A 24189-nucleotide genomic window follows, 5' to 3' on the forward strand; every position below is an offset into this window, starting at 1 on the left:
GTTCGGCGTTGTCGATCGTCCTTGACGCAGCCCTCAACGCCCGGTCAATGCGACGATTCTCTACGCGCTTAGCGCTGTTCTGTGTCCTGTCAGTGCTCTCGGCTTGCTCCGGCGGCGATTCGCCGGCCGGACCGACGACGCTGCCTCCGCCCCCCACACCGGCCCCGATTCCGCCGGGCGTGCTGAGCATCGCGGTAGCGGGGCTACCCACCGGCACCAACGCGGATATCACCGTTGCCGGCGCCGCCTTCGCGCGCGCCGCCAGCGGTACCGTGAGCTGGGTCGATGTGCCCGCCGGCCAGCATACGATTTCCGTCCGTCCCGTGCGGACCGCCGACGGCACCTACGCCGCGACGCCGTCCTCGTTCAGCGTCACCGTGGTCAGCGGATCCACACCGACGACCGCGACAATCACATACGCGCCGCTGCCCAGCGCACTCGACCTGGCGATCGCCGGCGTGCCGGGTGGCATCGATGCCCCGGTCACTGTGTCGGCGCCCGGCGGAGGCGATATCGCCGCGCCGGCCTCACGCCTGCTGACCAACGCCAACACCGGCCGCTGGAAAGTCTCCGCCGGCACGCTGCTCTCCGGCGGATTCCGCTATGCGCCGTCGCCCGCGGCCATCGATACGCTCGTGCTGTACGGCGACACGGCGCGCGTGACAGTGCGCTATAACGTGTCCAGTGGTGCGCTGGCGGTTGCGCTCACCGGACTCCCCACCGGCCTGGCCGGCGCGGTGCAGGTAACCGGTCCGGAGGGCTTCAATCGTGCCCTCACTGGCACGGTCACCCTCACCGAGCTCACTCCCGGGGCCTATCAGGTGATCGCCTCGACCGTCACCGCGGGCGGCATCAGCTATCGGCCCGCGGCCGATACCGTGAATGTCACCGTCAGCGCCTCGCTGACCGCAGCGCCGGCGACGGTCGCCTATGCCGCCCAGGTTGGTCGCGTGGTCGTCACGACCAGCGGACTCCCGAGCGAAGCAACGCCGGCGATGACCCTGACCGGCGGCAACGTCGCGCGGGCCCTCAGTGGCCCCGCCACGCTCGATTCGCTCCCCGTGGGCAGCTACGCCCTGTCGGCCGGCCTGCTCACCGTCGCCGGGGTGCGCTACATGCCAGCCACGGCCACTCAGAGTCTGGCAGTCACAACCGGAAACACGACCACCGTCAACGTGGCGTTCAGCGTCGTGCCGACGGTCGTCGAGGTACCCGTGTCCGGTTTGCCGAACGGCACCGGCGCGAACATTTCGCTCACCGCCCCGAACGGCGACGCGTCGCCAGTGACGGCGACCACCCGCGTCAGCCCTGCGGCGGCAGGACGTTGGCGCCTCACGGCCGGCAGTGTCACCAGCGGCGGCGCGAGCTATCTGCCCACGCCGACGTCGCGCGACACCACGGTCACGCCCGGTGACACGCTTCGGTTGCCGGTGCAGTACACGATCACCACCGGGTCGATCGCGATAGTCGTGGGCGGCCTCCCCGGTGGCGCCGCCGGCAGCGTGACCGTCACCGGACCGGGCGGCTACACGCAGAACGTGACCAGCACCAGCACGCTCACCCTGCTCGCGCCGGGCAGCTACACCGTGTCCGCCGCCAGCGTCGCGCCGGCCGGCACCACCTACCTGCCGACGCCCACCTCGCAATCGGTCACCGTGGTGGCCTCCCTGGTGGCCTCGCCCGCCACCGTGTCGTATGCGCTGGCCACCGGCGCCGTGGCTATTTCCACCAGCGGCATGCCGGGCGGTGTCACGCCCACATTCTCGCTTACCGGTACGGGTGCTCCGCGTTCGGCCAGCGGCGCCGGCACGGTGTCCTCGCTGGAAGTCGGGAGCTGGACCATCAGCGCCAACACGATCGTGAGTGGCGCCACCACCTACACGCCAGCGCCGTCGTCGCAGAGTGTGTCGATCACGCCGAACGGCACCGCGACGGCCAGCTTCGCGTATACGACGACGGTGGCCACGAACTACGCGATCACCAACGTCTACCTCACGCAGGCCATTCAGAAACTCGACAACTCGGTCACGCTGGTGGCGGGTCGCGACGCACTGCTCCGCGTATTCGTCCAGGCCAATGCCGCCAACACCGCGCGCCCCGATGTGCGCGTGCGCATCTACGACGGCGCCTCGTTGCTGCAGACCACCACGATTTCGGCTCCTGAGACGAGCGTCCGCACCGCGATGGCCGAGGGCACGTTGACCTCGACGTGGAACCTGCTGGTGGCCGGTGCCAACATCCGCACCAGCACGCGTGTGCTGGTCGATCTCGATCCGACACTCGCAGTCACCGACGCGGACCGCAGCGACAACACGTGGCCGACCAACGGCACGCCGCAGAGTATCAGCGTGAACACCGTGCCGACGTTCAACGTGCGGTTCGTGCCGATCGTCGTCGGCGCGCTCACCGGCAATGTGACGGCGGGCAACAAAGCCTCATTCCTGTCATCGGTGCAGCGCATGTTCCCGTTGAGCGCGGTGTCGTCGGATGTGCGCGCGCCGTTCACCTCGAGCGCCACCGCGATCCAGAGCAACGACGGCAACGGCCAGTGGCTCACCGTGCTGAGCGAGATCAACGCGTTGCGCACCACCGATGGCGCGCCGAGCACGATGCACTACTACGGCGTGCTGAAGGTCTCGTACACCAGCGGCATCGCCGGGTATGGCTACGTGCCCGGGCGCGCCGCCATCGGCTGGGATTATCTGCCCAGCGGCGATCTGGTGGCCGCCCATGAGTGGGGCCATAACTTTTCGCGGCAGCACGCGCCCTGTGGAACGTCGGGCGATGCGAGCTATCCGTATGCAGGCGGTGTGATCAACTTCTGGGGCTGGAACAGCTTGTCGAACACGCTGGTGTCGCCCACCTGGACCGACGTCATGGGCTACTGCGGCAACCAGTGGATCAGCGACTACAACTGGGCGGCCGTGATGCAGTATCGCAGTGCCTCCGGCGGCGTGTCGTCAGCCGACGCGTCGGGGGAGGGCTTGCTGGTGTGGGGCCGGGTCGTGAACGGACAGATTCAGCTCGAGCCGGCATTCCGCGTCACTGCCCCGGTCAGCGCAAGCGCCCCGTCCGCGTCGCACCGGCTCGAGCTGCTCGATGCCGACGGTACCACGCTGCTGGATACGCCCATCGAGGCGCAGCGGGTCGATCATGCGACGGCATCCGACGAACGCCAGTTCGCGGTCATCGTGCCGTGGAGCACGACGCTCGAGGCGCGACTCGCCTCCATCCGGGTACGCGACGTGCGCTCCCCGTTGTCGGCCGTGGCCCGCAAGAGCGCGCGGATGACGGCCCCGGCCGCGGCTGGTACAGGTGGTACGCCGATCGCGCCGCAACTGCAGGCGCAGGTCGAACGCACCACGGACGGACGGGCGCGTGTCACGTGGAACAGCTCGGCCTATCCCATGGCCATGGTGCGTGACGCGTCGACGGGCGCGTTGATGGGCTTCGTGCGGCGCTCCGGCGACGCGGTCGTGACCGGTGGTCGGGCGGTAGACGTGATCTTCTCGGACGGAGTGCGCACGGTTCGCCGGTAGCGTGTGTTTTCCGCTACTTTTCGGGTGCTCTCCCTAGAACACGTCTATCCCCGACTATCATGGCTTTGTTCGACGTCATTATTCTTGGCGGCGGTCCCGCCGGCTACGTCTGCGCCATCCGCTGCGCCCAGCTGGGCATGCAGGTGGCCGTTATCGAACGCGAAGCGCTCGGCGGCACCTGCGTGCTGTGGGGCTGCATCCCGGCCAAGTCGCTGCTCGAAAGCGCCGGCCTCGCGGTCAAGCTCGGCAAGGCCGCCGAACACGGCATCACCATCGACGGCATCACGCTCGACTTCGGCCCGGCGATGAAGCGCTCACGCAGCATCAGCGCTCAGAACTCCAAGGGTGTCGAGTTTCTGTTCAAGAAGTACAAGGTGCAGTGGATCCGCGGTGAAGGCGTGATCGAGAAGGGCAAGAAGGTGAGCGTCACGCTTGCCGACGGAAAGAAGGAGACGCACGAGGCCAAGAAGGCCGTGGTGATCGCCACCGGATCGCGCGTGAAGGGGCTGCCGCAGGCTGGCCTCGAGCTCGACAAGAACGTCGTGCTCTCCAGCGACGACGTGCTCGTCGCCGAGAAGGCGCCGGCGTCGATGGTGGTGGTGGGCGCCGGTGCGGTCGGCGTGGAGTTCGCCGACGTATTTGCCGCCTTCGGCACGAAGGTCACGATGGTCGAAGTCGCTCCCACGATTCTCCCCATCGAAGACGCCGATTGCAGCGCGGAACTCGCGAAGGCGTTCAAGAAGCGCAAGATCGACGTCCTCACCGGCGCCAAGATCACGAGCACCAAGGTCACGAAGACGGGGGCCACGCTGGTCGTCGAAGCCGGCGGCACCACGCACACGCTGGAAGTCGAGAAGGTGCTGGTGGCGGCCGGGCGCGCGCCGAACGTCGAGAAGATCGGCCTCGAGGCGGTGGGCATCGCCAAGTCGGAACGCGGCTTCGTGAAAATCAACCCGAAGTTCGAGACCAACGTGTCGGGCTACTACGCCATCGGCGATGTGGCCGGCAATCAGATGCTGGCCCATAAGGGCTCACGCGAAGGGCACGTGCTGGCCGATCTGCTGGGCGGCGAGCATCCGCATCTCGTGAACTACAACAACATCCCGAGCTGCACGTACTGCCATCCGGAAGTCGCCAGCATCGGCCTCACCGAGCAGGCGTGCAAGGATCAGAAGCTCGATTACAAAGTGGGCAAGTTCCCGTTCTCGGCGAACGGCCGCGCACGCACCAGCGGAGAGACTGACGGCTTCGTGAAGATCATCCGTGACGCGAAGTACGGTGAGATCCTGGGCGCACACATCGTGGGCGCGCACGCCACCGAGATCATTCACGAGCTCGTGGTCGCCCGCGAAAACGAGTTCACCGTCGAAGAGATCGACCTCGCGGTCCACGCCCACCCTACGCTCAGCGAAGCGATCGGCGAAGCGGTGCTGGATTCGTTGGGGAAGATGCTGCACGCGTAAGTAACTGCGAAGTAAGGGGTATGGGGTACGGCGTATGGGGTACTTCCTACTCCGTCCTCCCTACCCCTTACTGCTTCCATGTCTCTGTACGTCCTGGATCTCGGCCTCACCCCCTACGACGTCGCGTGGTCGCTGCAGAAGCGCGCGGCGTTGGCGCGCAGCGCGGGCACGCTCGATCAGGATCTGCTCATTCTGGTGCAGCATCCACCGGTGGTAACGCTGGGGCGGAGTACGAAGCCCGGCAATCTGTTGGTGACACCCGAGTATCTGGCCTCGCGCGGCGTGGAACTGCGCGATGTCGAGCGCGGTGGCGACGTGACCATCCACGAGCCGGGGCAACTGGTGGCCTACCCTATCATTGATCTCAAGCGCCACAAACAGGACCTGCATTGGTATCTGCGGCAGGTCGAAGAATCGATCATACTGGCACTGCGCACGTTTGGCCTCGAGACGAGTCGCGTGGCGGGCCTCACGGGCGTCTGGAGGGAGGACGCCGGCGAGCGGCGCAAGCTGGCCAGCATCGGCGTCCACGCGCGCGATTGGGTCACGTGGCACGGCGTGGCGCTCAACGTAGAGAACGATCTGTCGACCTTCGACCACGTGGTGCCCTGCGGCATCGATCAGGTGCAAATGAGCACTGTCGCGCGCGAGAGCGCGGTCGCCGGGTTGCGGACACCGTCGTTGGGCGAGGTATCACACGCGGTCGCGGGGGGAGTGGCGTCGGTGTTCGGACTCACGCCCGAGCGGGTGACGCTGGAATCGTTGAACGCGATGTTCTAACCGCGCCGTGTCCGAACGTTGCGAAACGCACGAAAGCGGGCCGCTCTCCAGGAGAGCGGCCCGCTTGTCATAGCCGACGCGACCGAATCGAGCGACTTACTTGTTGCCGCCCGACTGCGCCTTGCTGATCGAGTCGAGGCGTTCACGCCCGCGGATGGCGTTCGGAATGCCCGCTTTGCCGGCGAACTCCTCGTAGAAGCTCCATCCGCCGCCCTGGAACTTGCCGTCCTTCAGGACAACGGGCGTTTCTGTGGCCTTCGCGATGGCGTCTTCGAGAGTGCCTGGCTCCTCACGGTACCAGATCACGTCGACCTTTCCGCCGCCGGCGATGTAGGTCTGGCGACGGAATCCGCTGATCAGGCGCACTGAATCGGCCGGCAGCGGCGCCTTGAGTGGACCTGCGCCCAGCTCCGCGATGACCTGCTCGACCGTGCCCTCTTTAGGGATCTTCTTGATCTTGGCGGCACCGAGGTCGGAGCTACATGCGGCCAGTGACGCGAGAACGAAAGTGACAAGCGCGAGTCGCGCTGATTTGACAAAACGAGTGTGCATAGCCTGACGAAAGGGTGAAGCGGAGAATACGTCGAAGTCGTGCAAACGCAAATGGGGGGGAGGCCCGAAGGCCTCCCCCCCACCTTCATGCGATCATGCGATCGAGCGAATTACGGCGTGACCGTGGACGGCGTCACACCAGCGTTCGTCGACAGCGCACGGCCCTTGAGGACCGTCGGAGCGGCGAACGTTCCACCCGTGCCGACCGCGATGAAGCGGCGACCGGAGACCGAGCTCAGGGCAGCAGGCGTGTTCAGGCTGCTGGCACCGTTGACCGGCTGCGTGAGACGGTACGTCCACACGCGGGTCGCGCCGTTGTCGGCGATGTACACCGGGCCCGCGCCAACCGGCGAGACGCTCGGTGAGGACTTGCCATCGACGCTTCCGATGTACTGCCAGTTACCGGCCAGCAACTCGTAGAAGTCGACGCGATCGAACGGCGAGTTGATCTGGTTCGTGGTCGCCGTGACAATCGCCTTGACGCCCGTCGCCGGAGCGTTCCACTGCACGATACCCTGGCCAAGCGTCCAGCTGATCAGGTTCGGGTTGGCGGTCGCCCACGTCTGCGTGTCGTTGCCGACGTTCGCCGAGAGGAGTGCGACGCCCGAGCCGACGCCGACGTAGTAGCCAGTGCTCAGGCCACCAGCGTTGACAACGCGGGCCGTAACGGTGTCGGGGCGATTATCCGTCGCCGAGGCAATGTTACCAGCTGCGTTCGTCTGCTCGATGTTCGTGTAGTAGTTGATGCCCGTCGTGAACGGCGTGCCGATCGTGACGTTGCCATTGATGCCGATGGCATCGTTGAAGCGGGCATTGTACAGCGTGGCCGGGAAGAGCAGGTTCGCGTCGGTCGTACCGTCGGTCAGACCGGAGTACGAGGCGCGGAAGTTGGTGAAGTGACCTTCGACCAGTTCCGTGAAGTTCGGCGTGAACGCGTTCGGGCCAGTGGCCGTGACCGTACCCGGGACGCCAAGTCCCGTGATGGTCGGGTTCGTCGCGCTGTGCAGCACGCGGCGGATGCCCGTGAAGCTGGTGTTACCAGCGCGGTCGATGACCGACGCGCGGTAGGTGTAGTAGCCTTCGGTCGCGATGTTCGCACCCAGCACGCGAGCGATCGGACGGTAACCGTCGATCATCGCGGTGCCGATCGCCGCAGCGGCCGGCGTGCAGTTCGGGGCGGTGATGAACGCCGATCCGATGCCACCATTCGCGGCCGTGAAGGCCGTACCAACGACGCAGGAACCCGTGAGGGCCGCCTGGTTCGCACGCGCCAGATAGTGCTCAGCCGTGTTCAGGCCCGAGCGCTCGTCAAGCGCTTCCGCGCCGAAGATCGTGTCCGTCGCCAACGGAACCGCGAGGAACGAGGTGCCCGTGAACACCGAGTTCGCGAGGACCGTGTACGTCGTCGTGTCGAGAGCCGAACCCGGGCCCTGACCCGGCGTCGCCGGCGTGGCAGAAGCGCCAGAACCAGCAGCAGCGGCCGAGTAGCGGATGGCCGGGGCAACGTTGTCGATGGCGAACTGCGCCGTCGTCGTCGTGCCCGTGTTGCCGAGCTGGTCGTTACCCGTGGCCGTGACCGTGTACACGAGGTTCGTGAAGTTGGTCGCGCATTCCGGGATACCAGCAGCCGTCGTCGGGCTCAGGGCAACGCCCGTCACGCCACAACCGCTGTAGGTCCACACGTTCGCCAGCGTACCCGTGCTCGTGCCGACGCCGTTGTCCGTGGTGGTCGTGTTGGCCGAGAAGCTGAACGGCGAGGCAATCACGCCCGAGAACCACGCGCCGCTCGCGACGCCAGCGATGGCGACGGTCGGGTTGGCGTAGTCAAGACGGATGGCGATCGGAGCCGGCACCGTGATCGACGTGCGGTAGCCCGTCGTGGCCGAAACCGTCGGCGCCGCGTTGTTGCTGTTGTCCTGAGCAGCGGCGACGCGCGGGAAATCGCTCGCGTTCGTCTGCGGGTGTTCCCAGCCAGTGCCGTTGATCGAGTACAGCGTGCTGCTCTTGCCGTAGGTCGTGGCAGCCGTGGCCGAGTACGGCACGGTCGCACCGAAGTTCGACATGTTCACCGAGGCCGACTGCACCGTACGGCCGGCGGTGTAGAACACCGGGACGTAGCGGATCGAGCCAGCGCCCGAGGCGTTCGGACCACCGTAGTAGTTGTACGCCACGCCCGACACCGTGCGCGTCGCCGCGGCGGTCGGGTTCGTGAACTGGACAGCCCAGCCGTCCACGTTCGTGAAGTTCAGGATGCTGTTGTTGTTCGTCGCCGAGAAGTTCTCAGCGCCAGCAGCCGTGCGGACCGACGCCTTGATGACGTGCAGGCCGTTCGTGTACTTGATCGTCGACGTGCCCGTGGCGAAGTCGGCTGTGAAGTCAGCGGTGTTGATCGAGAGCTGCACCGTGCCTTCGTTCGCCGCGTTGCCCGTGTACGTCTGCTCAGCGGCCGGCGCACCACAGTTGTTGCCCGTCGCGTCACACACGTAGACACGAACCGCGCTCACCGCCTGGCCGTTCGGCTGGAGGTTGAGCGAGACCTGGATCTGGTCGCGCGTGTTGTTGATGTCAACCGGCTGGTTGACCTGGGTGTTCGCCGAGAAGGTGATACCCGTGTTGGCCGGGCCACCCGCCGAAGCGACCGGACCCTGCGTCACGTTGGCGATCGTCACGTTCGCCGGAGCGGCAACCGTCACGGCAACCGACGACGACAGCGAGGACGCGGCGAAGTTCGTGTTGGCAGCCGAGGCAGCCGTCACGGTGATGATGGCCGTACCCGGCGCGTTCGCCGTGACAACACCAGCAGCAGAGACCGACGCAACCGTCGCCGACGACGACGTGTACGTGATCGTAGCGGCCGGCGCGCCCGAGGGCTGCGTCGCGTTGGCGCCGATCTGCGCCGTGTTGCCGATCGCGAGCGCCAGTGCAGCCGGCGTCACGTTCAGCGTAGCAATGCCGGTCGGAAGTGCCGTCACCGTGATGGCAACCGCCTGGCTGATCGACGTGCCGCCCGACAGGGCAGTCACCGTGATCGTGGCAACACCCGTACCAACCGCCGTCACAACACCAGCCGTCGAAACCGACGCGATCGTCGCGGACGACGAAGCGTAGGTGTACGTGGCGGTGCGGCCGGCCGGCTGAACGCTCGGCGACAGCGTGAGCGTCTGGTTCACCTGGAGCGACGCCGCAGACGGCGTCACCGTGAGGCCCGTGATCGCCGGAGCGACCGTGACGGACGCCGCGGCCGACTGGCCCGTGGACGCCGTGGCCGTGACCGTCGCGTTACCGGCGGCAACCGCCGTCACGCGGCAGGACGAGCCAGAAACGGCCGCCGTAGCAACCGTCGCCGAGCTCGTCGTGCAGCTGGCGAGCGTCGGGCCACCCGTGGTCGGGCCGCCCGAGATCTGCACGGCAAAGTTCACCGCTTCGCCAACGTTCATGCTGGCAGAAGGCGGCGTGATGGAGAGCGTGACAGGCGGGTTCGGTGTAACAGGCACCGTAACGTCATCGCCGCAAGCACCCAGCGCCAAGGCGCCAAGGCTCAGGGCAACAATCGCCTTGTTCCGAGAAAAGAGTTGCATTCATCCCCCTCTTTCGAGGTCGTGGAGGTAGCTGCCGTCGATGAGGGTGGGTTGCCTCATCCACAACGTCTTGCGATGGCAAGCGCTCGCCGCTTTGGCATGCGCTTCATCATGCGCTTCTCGCAGAGGAGCAGGACTTGGCTCGGGGAGCGGCCGAATCAACTTCCTGTCGTGCGAAAACCATGATGCCCGAAGAACCGAACTGCTGACCTGCGGGCCCTGCATCACGCGTCGCCAACCCAAGCGTCGGTTCCTCGTGACTCCTGCACGTGCGATCGCTCACACGTTTTCATACACACATAACCTGACGCACTTCGGCAGGAAAATGCGCGCTGTCCTCCCGAAGGCTGACACGCACACTTCTCCCGCCATCATCAAGTGCCAAAGCTAGGGGTGATCTGCCACACTAGTCAAGAAGGAGAATCACCCGGCTTTTCGCGACCGCTGTCACAATCCTGTGACCTAAGACCGAAAAGCGCCAGTTATCCACACTACCGGACTCGTCACGCCACCCCTCTCCTTCCGAATTCTGTGATACCAGGAATTGGACGGCCCCGACGGCACAAACGTCACATCCTCGGCAGCCACAGCCACTTGCGTCTATACTACGGCATGGCCGAGCCCCCCCGGATCCACGTCCCCGCTACCCGGGTGGTCCTCCCGCCCGCGCTCTCAGCGGAAGGTCCCGCCCTCAATGCGGCCCAGGCCGCCGCCGCCAGCCACGGCGACACCCCCCTCCTCATCGTCGCCGGGGCCGGCTCCGGGAAAACCCGCACCCTGATTCACCGGGTCGCCCACCTTATAGGTCGAGGGGTACCCGCCGGCCGCATTCTGCTGCTCACCTTCACCCGGCGCGCCTCGCAGGAAATGCTGGGGCGCTGTGAGCGATTGGTCGGCTCGGCGTCGCACCAGGTGCACGGCGGCACCTTTCACGGCGTCGCCCATCGCCTCCTGCGCCGCTTCGGGCCATCCGCCGGCCTCCCGGCCGACTTCACGATCCTCGATCAGGCCGACGCCTCGGATCTGATGGGAATCTCGCGGGCCGCCCTTGGCTACGCCGATCTCAAGAACGCGCCGCGCTCCGCGCCGCGCTTCCCGCGCGCCGAAACGCTGCAGTCGATCTACTCGCGACACGTCAATACCGAGCGCCCCATCGTCGATCTGCTCGGCGAACAGTGGCCGCACTTCCTCGCCTGGACCGGCGATATCGAGCGGCTGTTCGGCGACTACGTGAAGCGCAAAGCCGAGCGCAATCTGCTCGACTACGACGACCTCCTGCTCTCCTGGGCGCTGCTACTCGAGCAGGCACCGCCCATCGCCGAGCAGATTCGCGCGCTCTACGATCACGTGCTGGTCGATGAGTATCAGGACACGAATCCGCTGCAGTCGCGCATCCTCCGCGCGCTCTGCACCAACGGCAAGATCACTGTCGTCGGTGACGACGCGCAGAGTATCTATGCGTTCCGCGGCGCCACGATCCGCAACATCCTCGACTTTCCGCACCAGTTCCCAGGCACGCACATCGTCACGCTCGAGCGCAACTATCGCTCGACGAGTCCGATTCTCGATACCACGAACGCCCTCATCTCACGCAGCCGTGAGCGCTACTCGAAGCATCTCTGGACCGAGCGCACCGGCGGCGAGCCGCCCTGGCTGGTCACGGTGAAGGATGAACACGCGCAAACCGCGTTCGTGGTCGACCGGCTGCTCGAGCTGCACGAAGAAGGAATCCCCCTGCGCGAAATGGCGGTCCTCTTTCGCGCGGGCTATCTGTCGGCGGATCTCGAAATCGAGCTCGCCAACCGGCGAATACCGTACGAGAAGTGGGGCGGCCTCAAGTTCCTCGAAGCCGCGCACATCAAGGACATCCTTGCGTTCCTGCGCGTGCTGGAGAATCCGCTCGACGAAGTGAGTTGGTATCGTCTGCTCCGCCTGCTTCCCGGCGTGGGCGATGCCACGGCGCGCGCGGCGATCGACCTGCTGGCGCAGCACGGCTGGGAACCCATGGCGCTCGGTGCGACCAAGGCCCCGTCGCGCGCGCGGCCGGCGCTGCAGGCATTGGCCGCGCTCCTCGATGGTATGCGTCGCGTGGAACGCAGCAACACTCCGCATTCCCCGGCCGAAACCATCCGGCTGTGCCGTCATCTGTACGATCCGATCCTGCAGGGCACCTACGACGATGCCCCGCCGCGCATGGCCGATCTCGACCAGCTCGAAGTCATCGCGGCCGGCTACCCCGATCGCAGCACGTTCCTCTCGGCCTTGGCGCTCGAGCCACCGTCGAACACCCAGGATCTTGCCGTAGGCAGCACCGATGAAGACGACGCCCTGATTCTGTCCACGGCGCACTCGGCCAAGGGCAAGGAGTGGGATGCCGTGTTCGTGATTCACGCGTCCGACGGCGTGTTCCCGATGGCGCGGTCGGCCAATGACGATGCGCAGATCGACGAAGAGCGTCGCCTGCTGTACGTGGCGATGACGCGCGCGCGGGATCAACTCTTCGTGACGTACCCGTTGCACAGTTATGCCACGCGCACCGGCGCCGATTTCGCCTACAGTCAGCTGTCCCGTTTTCTCGACCCCGGGGTACGCTCCTCGATGCAACGGGTGACCGTTGGAGAGGAGATGCCCCCCGCCCTACCCGCCCTGCGCGGCGACGCGCCACCGCTCGATTTGCGCGCCCTGCTGCGTGGTCGCTTCCCCAGCGAGTAAGTTCCAGCGCACTTCACCTTGACGAGGATCCATTGAGTTTCTTCCGCAATCTCTCGGTCGCCGCGCTCGTCGCCATCACGACCGCCACGACCGCCGGTGCCCAGAGCACCGCGACCAAACCGGCGACCAAGCCGGCAGCAAAAGCTCCGGTCGACTCGTTTGCCTTGTCGTCGGCGTTGCCGGTCGATGCGTCCGTCAAAATCGGCACGCTGCCCAATGGCATCCGCTATTACATCCGACGCAACGCCAAGCCGGAACAGCGCGCGGAATTGCGTCTGGTGGTGAATGCCGGATCCATTCTGGAAGACGAAGACCAGCGGGGCCTGGCGCACTTCATCGAGCACATGGCCTTCAACGGCACGAAGTCTTTCGCGAAGAACGACATCGTGAAATACCTCGAGTCGATCGGCGTGCGCTTCGGCGCCGACCTGAATGCCTTCACGAGCTTCGACGAAACGGTGTACATCCTGCCCGTACCCACGGACAGCGCCGGCATTCTCGAAAAGAGCTTCCGCTTCCTGGGTGACGTCGCGACCGGCATTCTGTTCGACTCTACGGAAGTCGTGGCCGAACGCGGCGTCGTGTTGTCGGAGTGGCGCAATGGCCTCGGTGCCGGTGAGCGGCTGCGCGACAAGCAGTTTCCGGTGATCTTCCGCGGCTCGCGCTACGCCGAACGACTGCCCATCGGCAAGCCCGACATTCTCGAGAAGGCGAACCCGGCACCGCTCAAGCGCTTCTGGCGCGACTGGTACCGTCCCGACCTCATGGCGGTCGTGGCGGTCGGTGATGCCGACCCGAAGAAACTCGAAGCATTGATTCGCTCCACGTTCGGCGGCATTGCCCCGCGGAAGGGGGCCCGCGCGCGCACGATCGCGGCCGTGCCTACGCACGACTCAACGCTGATCTCGATTGCCACCGACAAGGAACTCAGCGGCTCGTCGGTCGGCGTGCTGTGGAAGAGCAAGGGGCGCACGACCCGCACCGTGGGCGACCTTCGACAGGATCTCCTGGAGCGTCTGTACAATCAGATGTTGAATCAGCGGTTCAGTGAGCTCGCACTCAAGCCCGAGACGCCATTCGTTGGCGCGGGCGCTGGCGGCGGCAGCTTCGTGCGCAGCAGCGAGTACTACTCGCTCGACGCACGGGCGAAGGAAGGGCAGCTCATGGAGTCGTTGCAGGCGCTGCTGACCGAAGCGGAGCGCGTGCGTCGTCATGGATTCCTGGCCGCCGAGCTCGATCGCGCCAAGACGAATACGCTGCGTGGCTACGAGCGCGCCTATCAGGAACGCGACAAGACACCATCGGGCGCATTCGTCGACGAGTATATCAACAATTTCCTGCAGGGCGAAGCGATTCCCGGCATCGCCTTCGAGTACGCCGCGATGCAGAAACTGCTGCCCACGGTCACCGTCGCGGAAGTGAACGCGCTTGGTGCCGGACGGGTTGGTGAAGCGAATCGCGTGGTCACCGTGAGCCTGCCCGAGAAAGACGGTCTCAAGGTGCCCTCCGACGCCGACATCCGCGCGGTGTTCGGCAAGGTGAATGCGGCCACGATTGCGCCGTGGGTGGAAACGGTCACGGCCGGCGCGCTGGTGGCCAGGGCGCCCGCCGTTGGACGGGTGGTGAGCGAGAAGAGAACCGAAGCGCTCAATCTCACGGAATGGACGTTGTCGAACGGCATCAAGGTGTTCGTGAAGCCCACCGACTTCACGGCCGATCAGATCGTGATGACGGGGTGGAGCCCGGGTGGTGCCAGTCTCGTGGCCGACAAGGACGTGTTCAAGACGTCGTTGGCGACTACGGTGATCGAGCGCGGTGGCGTCGGCGACTACTCGATCATCGATTTGAACAAGAAGCTCACCGGCAAGGTCGCGTCGGCATCGGCCGTGATTTCGGATCTCAGCGAAGGGGTGAGCGGGCGCGCCTCACCGAAGGATCTCGAAACGATGATGCAGCTCACCTGGCTGCGACTCACCTCGCCGCGCGCGGATACGTCGGCGTTCAAGGCGCTGCTGCAGCAGTTCGATCAGGTGCTCAAGAACAAGGATGCGAATCCGGCCGCGGTGTTCAGCGACACGGTGCAGATGACGCTGGCCGGCGGACATCCCCGTGTACGCCCGCTCTCGGCTGAGATGCTCAAGGAGCTCAACCTCGACGAGATGATGGCGATTTACCGCGATCGCTTTGCCGATCTGGGGGACTTCACGTTCCTCTTCGTCGGCAACGTGGATCTGGCGGTGTTGAAGCCCTTGGTCGAACAGTGGCTCGCGCCGCTGCCGGCCGCGGGTCGCAAGGAGACGTTCAAGGATGTCGGCCCCAAGCTGTTCAGCGGACAGATCGACAAGACGGTGCGCAAAGGCATCGCGCCACAGAGCCAGACGGCCATCCTGATGGCCGGCGCGGCCCCGTGGAGCCGCGAAGACTCGTATCTGCTGTCGTCGGTCGGCGAAGTGCTCGAGATGCGCCTGTTGGACCGTTTGCGCGAATCACTGGGCGGCACCTATTCGGTGTCGGTCAGTGCGCAGTTCTCGCGCAACCCGCGACAGGAATGGCAGCTCGTGATCGGGTACGGTTCGGCACCGGACAAAGCGGAATCGATGTTCGCCGCCGTGAAGCAGGAGCTCGATTCGCTGCGTCGTGTGCCGCCGAGTGCGGCGGAAGTGGAACGGGTGCGCGAGCAGCAGCGTCGTGAGCTCGAGCTGGCGCGCAAGCAGAATGGCTACTGGCTCAGCACCATCCGCGCGCGACTCGAGAACGGTGACGATCTTGGCACCATCGGCAACGAAGATCCGATGATCGCCAGCCTGACCGCCGAGAAGCTGGCCGCCGCGGCCAAGAAGTATCTCACGGAAGCGAACCGTGCGCGGTTCGTGCTGCTCCCCGAGAGCAAGTAACGAGAACTCGCCTCAGCGATCGTTGCGACTCACGGAATCCTTGTGGGTCGCAATGATGCGCTGAATCGCCCGCTTCAAGTCTCGCCCCTCGGCGACATACACCGAGTCGAACCGATCGAGGCGCTCGGCGTACACGCGGCGCGAGAGGAGCACCGCGTTGTTGAGCTTCACCTTCTGCGACCAACCGTCGGGATAGGTGCGAAGCTGCGGCCCGATGCTGTCCACGAGACGGGTGCGCGCGCGCGCGTACACGAGGTCGCGGGCGGCGATCCGCTGCGTGCTCGCTGAATCGGGCAGCGAGGCGAAGACCTGCTCGATCTCGTTCGAGGTACGCTCCCAAAACGCGCCCAGCAACAGATCGTCGTGCCACTCGTCTTCCGCGCGACGCAGTGACGCCGAATCGCCGCGCGCCCGGAAAAAGTGCTCGACGCCGCGGCCGCCCACAAACGTGGCAAAGGACTCGTTGAACGACACGGCTCCCTTGGCGAAGAACGTGTTGTGGAGCAATTCATGAATGATCGTATTGACGAGCGTCACCGAATCGGCTTTCACGGTGGTGCTCACGAGCGGATCATTGAACCAGCCAAGGGTGCTGAAGGCCGATGACGGTCCGACCGTCACGTCGAAGCCCTCGGCGCGCAGCGATTCGGCGGTGCGAAGCGCGCCCGGAAAATCGAAGAAGCCCTTGTACGGAAAGCGTCCGACGACTGGGAACCACCAGGTCTTTCGCTCGAGCCGGTCGCGGTAGGCCGCGGAAACGACCAGCACCAGCGTGTCGCGGTCAAGCCGCGAATAGGCGGTGAAGCTCTTGCCGGCCTTTAAATCGAGCGAGTCGATGGCGAAGCGACGCGCCTCCTCCACCAGACTGAGCTTCGCGCGCAGCACGGGATCGGTGGCGGAATCGGCCACCAGGCGCGCGATGGGCTGGCGCCTCGACAAGATCCGCGCTTCCTCATAGGCCGCGCGGGAGATGTAGCACCCGGTGGGGGTAATACCGAGAACGACGGCCAGCAGCACGGCGGTCGCACCGGAGATGCGGCGCAGTGATCGCCACGAGATCCGGCCGTGCGGCTTCCGTCGCTGCGGCATCCGACTGCGGTTGTCAATCCCGTGTTGCTCGTCGCCCTGCTCGGCTATCATTCTCGGTCCATGTCGTTCGTTCATCTGCACTGCCACTCCGAGTATTCGCTCCTCGACGGCGCGAATCGTATCGATGATCTGATCAAACGCGCACAGCATTACGAAATGCCTGCGCTGGCGATCACCGATCACGGTAACATGCATGCTGCCTGGGATTTCCAGGAGAAAGCGCGCAAGGCGGGCGTGAAGCCCATCATGGGGATGGAAGCGTATGTGGCGCCGGGTGACCGCCGCACACGCGGACGCCCGGGGCCGGGTCAGAAGCCGTACTATCACCTGGTCCTGCTAGCCCGTGATCTCGTTGGCTACAAGAATCTGGTCAAGCTGTCGTCGTTGGGGTACACCGAAGGCTTCTACACGAAGCCGCGAATCGACCGCGAATTGCTGGCCCAGTACTCCGAGGGGCTGATTGTCTCCTCAGCGTGTCTGGCCGGTGAAGTGGCCGGTCACCTCATGGACGACCGCATGGAGGCGGCGCGTGAAGCCGCCGCGTGGTATGCCGAGCTGTTCAAGGACCGCTACTACCTCGAAGTCCAGGCGCACACCAGCGAAGGACAGGCCAAGCTCAACGCCAAGATCCTGTCGCTGGGTGACGAGCTGGGGCTTCCCGTCATTGCCACGAACGACGCGCACTTCCTGAAGCACGAGGATCACGACGCGCACGACGTGCTGTTGTGCATCGGCCTTGGCAAGGATCGCAACGACCGCGATCGCATGAAGTACGACGACGGGTTGTACTTCAAGCCGCCCAACGAGATCCGCCCGTTCTTCCCGGGCCGCGAAGATGTGCTCACGAATACGCTGGCCATCGCGGATTCGGTAGACGTGCAGTTCGCGAAGAAGTACTACGTGCCGTCGTTCCCGCTGCCTCCCGGCGTCGAGACCGAGAACGAGTACCTCGTGCGCCTCTCCACCGATGGCGCGAAGGAACGGTACGGCGATCCGCTGCCGGCCAACGTGCAGGAGCGCCTCGACTACGAACTCGGCGTCATCACGAAGACGGGCTACGCCGGCTACTTCCTGATCACCGCCGACTTCATCAAGGCGGCGCGTGACCGCGGCATCCCGGTGGGACCGGGACGAGGCTCGGCGGCCGGATCGCTCGTGGCCTATTCGACACGCATTACCGACGTCTGTCCGCTCGAATTCGACCTGCTCTTCGAACGCTTCCTGAATCCCGAACGCGTCTCGATGCCCGACGTGGACGTCGACTTCTGTTTCGAGCGACGCGGCGAAGTGATCGAGTACGTGCGGCAGAAGTACGGCAAGGATTCGGTCGGGCAGATCGTCACGTTCGGGACGATGAAGTCGCGCGCCGCCGTGAAAGACGTAGGGCGCACCCTCGGCTTCACGCCCGGCGAAACGGACGCGCTGGCGAAGCTGATTCCGAACGCGCCGAACTTTTCGCTGACCGTGAAGGAAGCGATCGAGCAGGTGCCGGAGGTGAAGGCGTTCTACCAGAACGAACCACGCTACAAGCAGCTGCTCGACTTTGCGATTTCGCTGGAAGGCCTCTCGCGACACACCGGCGTGCATGCGGCCGGCGTGGTGATCGCGCCGGGCCCACTCGATGAATTCGTGCCGATCTGCACGCAGGCATCGAAGGGTTCCGGCGCCGGCGACGACGAGCGGGTGATCGTGACGCAGTACGACATGAACGCGCTGGAAAAGGCGGGCATGCTCAAGATGGACTTCCTCGGGCTTACCACGCTGACGGTGATCAGCGATACACTGGCCAGCATCAAGCAGCGCAGTGGCGTGAGTGTCGTGCTTGAAGAGCGTGGCTTCACCGACGAGAAAACGTATCAGTTGCTGCGCGCCGGTCGCACCGGCGGCGTGTTTCAGTTCGAATCGCCGCTCGCCACCGACGTGCTCAAGCGCATGCGCTGCGACCGCTTCGACGACTTGGTGGCGTCGAACGCCCTGCTGCGCCCGGGTCCGCTCGATGCCGGCATGCACAACGTGTACATCCGGCGAAAGCGCGGCGAAGAGCCCACGGTGTACGCGCTGCCCGAGCTGGAACCGATTCTCTCGAACACCTACGGCGTCATCACCTATCAGGAGCAGGTGATGCGTCTGGCGCAGGTGCTCGCGGGCATCTCGCTGGCCGAAGCGGACGTGCTGCGAAAGGCCGTAGGTAAGAAGGACTCCGAGCTGATCAAGAAGGAGCTCGGCAAGTTCGTCACGAAGGCCGTCGCGAAGGGCTACGACCCGAAGATCATCGACGAGCTCTCAGGCCAGATCGAAACGTTCGGCCGCTACGGCTTCAACAAGTCGCACTCGGTGGCGTACTCGGTGGTCGCGTACCACACGGCCTTCCTGAAGGCGCATCACCCGGCCGAGTTCATGGCCGCGTTGTTGTCGTCGAACATCGGGAAGACCGAAGAAGTCATCAAGTACATCGCCGAAGCGCGCGAAATGCAGATCGAGGTGCTCGCGCCCGACGTCAACGAGTCGGGCTGGCGCTTCACGGTGGTGGGGGACAAGCGAGTGCGCTTCGGTCTCGGCGCCATCCGGAACGTGGGCCGCGGCGCGATCGACTCGCTGATCGCGGCGAGAAATGAAGGTCCGTTCACGTCACTGTACGATCTCTGCTCGCGGGTTGATCTTCGCGTCTGCAACAAGCGGGTGTTCGAAGCGCTGATCGCGGCGGGCGCATGCGATGGATTGGGCGGACACCGGGCGCAGCTGTTGGCGGCACTCGACCACGCCATCAACGAGGCGTCGCTTCGGCAGGAAGAGGCCGCCAAGGGACAGGTCTCTCTCTTCGGCGATCTGCTGGGTGGTGACACTGAAGAGACGTCGGGATCGAGCAATGGCGGCGCACCGCCACCGCTCCCGTCGGTCCCGGTGTGGAGCGAAAGCGAGCGGCTCACGCGCGAGAAAGAGCTGCTGGGATTCTACATTTCCGGTCATCCGCTCGAGCCGTACCGAACAGAGTGCGAACTCTTCGCCAGCAGCACGGTGGCGCAGTTGGGCAACTGGACGGGTGACGCGGTCACGATCGGTGTGGTGATCACGGCGATCAAGAAGCAGATTTCCAAACGGTCGGGCGCGGAGTTCGCCCGGTTGACAGTAGAGGATTTTTCCGGATCTTCCGAAGTGCTGGTCTTCCCGGAGGCGTGGGCGGTGATCGCCGAACGTGTCCGGCCCGATGTACCGCTGCTGCTCAAGGGTGGTTATTCGCGGAAGGATCAGGGCGTCGAGAATGCCACGTTCATCGTCGACACGGTCACGCGCTTCGCTGAAGTGCGGGCCAACGGTGAGCTGGCCGTTGCAATCGACCTGAGTCGGGAGCTGGATCTGGCTCCCGGTGTGATGGACGACGTGCGGGCGAGTGTCGAGGCACACGAAGGCTCGGCTCCGCTCGAACTGCGGTGGGACGATGGAACCGGACGAACCATTCGCTTCCGGTCGAAATCGCTTACCGTGGCGGCGTCGCCCGCCATCTTATCCGATCTTCGCGCGCTGCTCGGCGCTGATCGTGTGCGCCTCGTGCGTGCCGGCAGCTAACGAGCGCGGCGTCCCTTTTCCAGGATTGTCATGGCTGCTGCCCCGGTTCTCGAGTTCGAGCGTCCTCTGGCGGAGCTCGAAAAGCAGATCGAGGAGCTGAAGCGACTCGCGTCCGACAGTTCGCTCAACGTCACGCAGGAGCTGGAGCCGCTGCAGAAGAAGCTCAGCGAGCTGCGCGTCGAGATTTATCAGAAGCTGACGCCGTTGCAGCGCGTGCAGGTGGCTCGTATCTCGCGCCGTCCCTTCACGTCGGACTACATCAAGCTCGCCTTCACCGACTTCCTCGAGCTCCACGGCGATCGGCTTTTCCGCGAAGACGCGGCGATCCTCGCGGGCTGGGCGCGTCTCGAGGGCGAGACCGTGATGCTGATCGGGCATGAGCGCGGCCGCGACACGAAGGAGAATCTGCGTCGTAACTTCGGCATGCCACATCCGGAAGGCTATCGCAAGGCGCTGCGGCTCATGAAGCTCGCCGAGAAATTCCAGGTGCCGGTACTCACCTTCATCGATACGCCGGGCGCCTGGCCTGGCCTTGGTGCTGAGGAGCGAGGGCAGAGCGAAGCGATTGCCCGCAACCTGCTCGAGATGAGCAACCTGCAGGTCCCCATCATCGCCACCGTGATCGGCGAAGGCGGCTCGGGCGGTGCGCTGGCACTCGGCGTGGCCGATCGCGTGCTGATGCTCGAGAATTCCGTGTACTCCACGATTTCCGTGGAAGGGTGCGCGGCCATTCTCTGGAAGGACGGCAAGAGCCCGGAAATGCGGGAGAAAGCGGCCACGGCGCTGCGAGTCACCGCCCCCGACCTCATCGAACTGCGGGTGATCGACGAGATCGTCCCCGAGCCGGTGGGCGGCGCCCATTCGGACCACGCCACGACCGCCAACAACCTTCGCGACAGCCTCGTGCGGAACCTCGAAGAGCTGCGCCGGCTGAAGCCGGACAAGCTCGTGCGTCGCCGACGTGAGAAGTTCCTGCGCATGGGGCAGTTCACCGAGTAGCTTTCACGCCGTGGCGCATCTGATCGAAGTCGCGTTCCGCGGCAACCGGAAGGAATTCTTCAGCTGGACAGGCGAGACGGCACCCCCACTCAAGGCGGGGGTGATCGTCGAGGCTGACCGTGGTGAGGATTTTGGTCGTGTACACTCCACCGGTGAGCTGGCCGAGGTCCGCTGCAACGGTTGTGCGCACGGCTGCGGCACCACTCCGCCGCCACGGGCCGCGCTCCGGCTCGCCACGAAAGCGGACGAGCAACTCGACCGTGAACTGACCGCCGAGAACGAGGACGCGCGTCGCAAGTCGATGGAGCGCGTGAAGGCGAACCACCTCGTGATGAAGCTCACCGACGCCGAGTGGCAGTGGGATCGGCGCAAGCTCACGATCTTCTTTACGGCCGAGCGTCGCGTCGACTTTCGTGGCCTCGTGCGCGATCTCGCCGCGCTGTTCCGCACGCGCATCGAACTGAAGCAGATCGGCGTGCGCGATGAGGCTAAGCGCCTCTCCGGTGTCGGACGATGTGGTCGCGAGTACTGCTCAGCGTCGTGGCTGCCCGACCTGCGCCCCGTGAACCTTGGCGTGGCGAAAGATCAGAAGCTCTCGCTCAACCCGCAGCAGATCTCCGGTGCCTGCGGGCGACTGATGTGCTGCCTGCGCTACGAGCACGAGTTCTACGTGCTGAGCCGCCGCAAATTCCCGAAGGAAGGGAAGATCCTCACGACGTCGCTGGGTGAGGAAAAGGTGATCGCGTGCGACATCTTCAACGAGCGCATCACGCTGCGTACAGCCGAAGGCGACAGTCGGGTGATTGCCTTGGCCGATCTGCGGAGCGAGTTGGAAGGGCTCGATCAGCCGACCGATCATGCGCATGATGACGTGCCGTCGCATACGGCCGAGTATCCAGTCGATGCGGCGTTGCATGCGATGCTCGACACGGTCGAGACGGAGATTGCGCCGCTCGCTGCATCGATCGCGGTGATCACGCCGGAGCGCGTGTTCGTGCCCGAGCCCGTGGTCGTGCAGGTGGTCGTGCCCGTAGCCGAGTTCGTAGCCGAATTCGAAGTCGACGTCGAGGTGATCACGCCGGTGTCGGACGAGCCAGCGATCGCTGCGTCAACCGACACGTCGGACACGTCGGACACGTCCGACGCCGAAAGCGCCGACGCCGCGGGCGACGCGACCCGTCGCAAGCGGCGGCGTGGTCGTCGTGGTGGCCGTCGACTCAGAGCCGCGGAACAGCGCCGCCAGTCCGAGGCGGACGGATCACCCATGCCGCCCGATGGCGGTGACGACGCCGACGATGGCGATGACAACGAGGAGTAAGCCGGACGTGCCGCGATTCTATCTGACCACCGCCATCGATTACGCGAATGGCGATCCGCACCTTGGCCACGCTCTGGAGAAGATCGGCGCCGATGTCATCGCGCGCTATCGTCGCCAGTGCGGTGACGACGTGCATCTGTTGATCGGCATGGATGAGCACGGGCAGAAGGTGCAGCAGACCGCGGCGAAGGATGGCGTCGCGCCGCAAGCCTTTACCGATGAAATCGCGGCGCGCTTTCAGGCGATCTGGTCCAAGCTTGGCATTTCGTACGATCAGTTCATCCGCACCACGGAGTCCCATCACAAGACCGGTGTGCAGGCGCTCATCCGCATGATCGCCGAACGCAATCCGGATGACTTCTACGAGCGCTCGTACACCGGCATGTACTGCGTCGGGTGTGAAGCGTTCAAGCAGGACGCGGATATCGTCGAAGGAAAGTGCGTCCTGCATCCCACGCGAACGCTCGAGGAAGTGGAAGAACGCAACTGGTTCTTCCGCCTCTCGAAGTATCAGGGCTTCCTGCAGAACCTACTGGCGACGAATCCGTCGTTCATCGAGCCCGAGAGCCGTCGTAACGAGATCCTCGGATTGCTGGCGCAGGGCCTCGACGACATCTCGGCCTCACGTGCCCGCCTCGACTGGGCCGTGCCGTTCCCGCTCGTGCTCTCGAACGGTGAAACACAGGGCACGTATGTGTGGTTCGACGCCTTGCCGAACTACCTCACGGGCACCGGCTTCCCGGATGCCGGCTACGAAGCGCGCTGGCCCGCCGACCTGCACATCATCGGCAAGGACATCACGCGCTTTCACGTCGTGATCTGGCCGGCCATGCTCGAGGCGGCGGGACTGCCGTTACCGAAGCAGGTGTGGGCGCACGGGTTCGTACAGTTGGGCGGCGAACGCTTCTCCAAGAGTGCGGGCGTGAAGCTCGATCTCGGCGAAGCGATCGACCGCTACGGGGCCGATGCGTTCCGCTATGTGCTGCTGCGCGAAGTGCCCTTCGACAGCGACGGCAACTTCTCCTGGGAGCGCTTCGAAGAGCGCTACACGAGCGATCTCGCCAATGCGTTCGGCAATCTGGCCAGCCGCGCCATCGCGATGGTCGAGAAGTACTTCGACGGCGTCGTACCCGCTGCGGCGCGCCCCGACGCGGAGCTGGACGACGACGCCGACGTCGCCGCCTACCACGCCGGAATGAACGGCTCGCGCGGCTGGCTGCTGCACGAGGGACTGGCGGCCGTCTCGCGGATGACGGCGCGCGCGAATGAGTACACCGCCGCGACCACGCCTTGGGCCGTTGCCAAAGAGGCGGCGCGTACGGCGGAACTCGAGCAGATCCTCGCCTCGCTCATTCGTCGAATTGCACGGCAGACCGTGCTGCTCGCGCCGTTCATGCCCACGAAAGTCGAAGCCGTGTGGACGCAGCTCGGGGCTCCGGGGACGGTCGCCGCTCAGCGGATTGACGCGCTGGCCGAGCTCGAACCGGCCGGCTGGCGGGTGCAAAAGGGAGAAGGCGTCTTCCCGCGCCCCGCACCGCCAACGGCTCCGCCGGCCAAGTAGACCGTCACACCAGCGGCGTTTTAGTTATCGCCTCGCGTCGGGTCGTCACAGGAATCGAGACTTCTCGTTCGGTGTTCGAAATGCCACCATTTGTGAAATTACTTTCATGATGGATTAATCGTACTTCATCTGGCGTACCG

At 65.1% G+C, this 24189-nt stretch carries 12 protein-coding genes; 9 read left to right on the plus strand and 3 right to left on the minus strand.

The genetic code is table 11. The features are described from left to right. Positions 1–47 precede the first annotated feature (47 nt). The 3 genes from HKW67_RS11210 (at position 48) to lipB (ending at position 5782) form a co-directional block, all read left to right on the plus strand. Complete coding sequence (locus HKW67_RS11210) at positions 48–3539, plus strand: hypothetical protein (protein ID WP_171225468.1); 3492 nt, start codon at positions 48–50, stop codon at positions 3537–3539. Positions 3540–3598: 59 nt separating this feature from the next. Then, complete coding sequence (gene lpdA / locus HKW67_RS11215; RefSeq protein ID WP_171225469.1) at positions 3599–5002, plus strand: dihydrolipoyl dehydrogenase; 1404 nt, start codon at positions 3599–3601, stop codon at positions 5000–5002. Positions 5003–5080: 78 nt separating this feature from the next. Beyond that, positions 5081–5782: a lipoyl(octanoyl) transferase LipB gene (gene lipB, locus HKW67_RS11220; RefSeq protein WP_171225470.1), complete on the plus strand. Its 702-nt coding sequence runs from the start codon at positions 5081–5083 to the stop codon at positions 5780–5782. 96 nt (positions 5783–5878) lie between these two features. On the opposite strand, the gene HKW67_RS11225 is transcribed toward lipB, so the two are convergent. Together HKW67_RS11225 and HKW67_RS11230 are read right to left on the minus strand one after the other, a co-directional pair. Continuing rightward, positions 5879–6334, minus strand: coding sequence for a hypothetical protein (locus tag HKW67_RS11225; RefSeq protein ID WP_171225471.1), 456 nt, complete (start codon positions 6332–6334; stop codon positions 5879–5881). Positions 6335–6444: 110 nt separating this feature from the next. Then, positions 6445–9912, minus strand: coding sequence for a beta strand repeat-containing protein (locus HKW67_RS11230; protein ID WP_171225472.1), 3468 nt, complete (start codon positions 9910–9912; stop codon positions 6445–6447). Between the two features lie 612 nt (positions 9913–10524). Here HKW67_RS11230 and HKW67_RS11235 point away from each other — a divergent pair. Together HKW67_RS11235 and HKW67_RS11240 are read left to right on the plus strand one after the other, a co-directional pair. After that, positions 10525–12624: an ATP-dependent helicase gene (locus HKW67_RS11235; protein ID WP_171225473.1), complete on the plus strand. Its 2100-nt coding sequence runs from the start codon at positions 10525–10527 to the stop codon at positions 12622–12624. 32 nt (positions 12625–12656) lie between these two features. Further along, the gene (locus HKW67_RS11240; protein WP_171225474.1) at positions 12657–15518 is read left to right on the plus strand and encodes a M16 family metallopeptidase; all 2862 of its coding nucleotides are present in this window, start codon (positions 12657–12659) and stop codon (positions 15516–15518) included. Positions 15519–15530: 12 nt separating this feature from the next. Here the strand turns inward: HKW67_RS11240 and HKW67_RS11245 are convergent, their stop codons facing one another. After that, the gene (locus HKW67_RS11245; RefSeq protein WP_171225475.1) at positions 15531–16607 is read right to left on the minus strand and encodes an aminopeptidase; all 1077 of its coding nucleotides are present in this window, start codon (positions 16605–16607) and stop codon (positions 15531–15533) included. 60 nt (positions 16608–16667) lie between these two features. On the opposite strand from HKW67_RS11245, the gene dnaE reads away from it, so the two are divergent. The 4 genes from dnaE to metG are packed head-to-tail and all read left to right on the plus strand — an operon-like array spanning position 16668 to position 24049. After that, on the plus strand, positions 16668–20171 hold the full coding sequence (gene dnaE / locus HKW67_RS11250; RefSeq protein ID WP_171225476.1) for a DNA polymerase III subunit alpha: 3504 nt from the start codon (positions 16668–16670) through the stop codon (positions 20169–20171). A 30-nt stretch (positions 20172–20201) separates the two neighbouring features. Further along, complete coding sequence (locus HKW67_RS11255; protein WP_171225477.1) at positions 20202–21170, plus strand: acetyl-CoA carboxylase carboxyltransferase subunit alpha; 969 nt, start codon at positions 20202–20204, stop codon at positions 21168–21170. 10 nt (positions 21171–21180) lie between these two features. After that, complete coding sequence (locus tag HKW67_RS11260; RefSeq protein ID WP_206044385.1) at positions 21181–22488, plus strand: PSP1 domain-containing protein; 1308 nt, start codon at positions 21181–21183, stop codon at positions 22486–22488. Positions 22489–22495: 7 nt separating this feature from the next. Beyond that, positions 22496–24049: a methionine--tRNA ligase gene (gene metG, locus HKW67_RS11265; RefSeq protein ID WP_171225478.1), complete on the plus strand. Its 1554-nt coding sequence runs from the start codon at positions 22496–22498 to the stop codon at positions 24047–24049. Positions 24050–24189: the final 140 nt, after the last annotated feature.

The sequence above is a fragment of the Gemmatimonas groenlandica genome (genome assembly GCF_013004105.1).
GTDB classification, from domain to species: Bacteria; Gemmatimonadota; Gemmatimonadetes; order Gemmatimonadales; family Gemmatimonadaceae; genus Gemmatimonas; species Gemmatimonas groenlandica.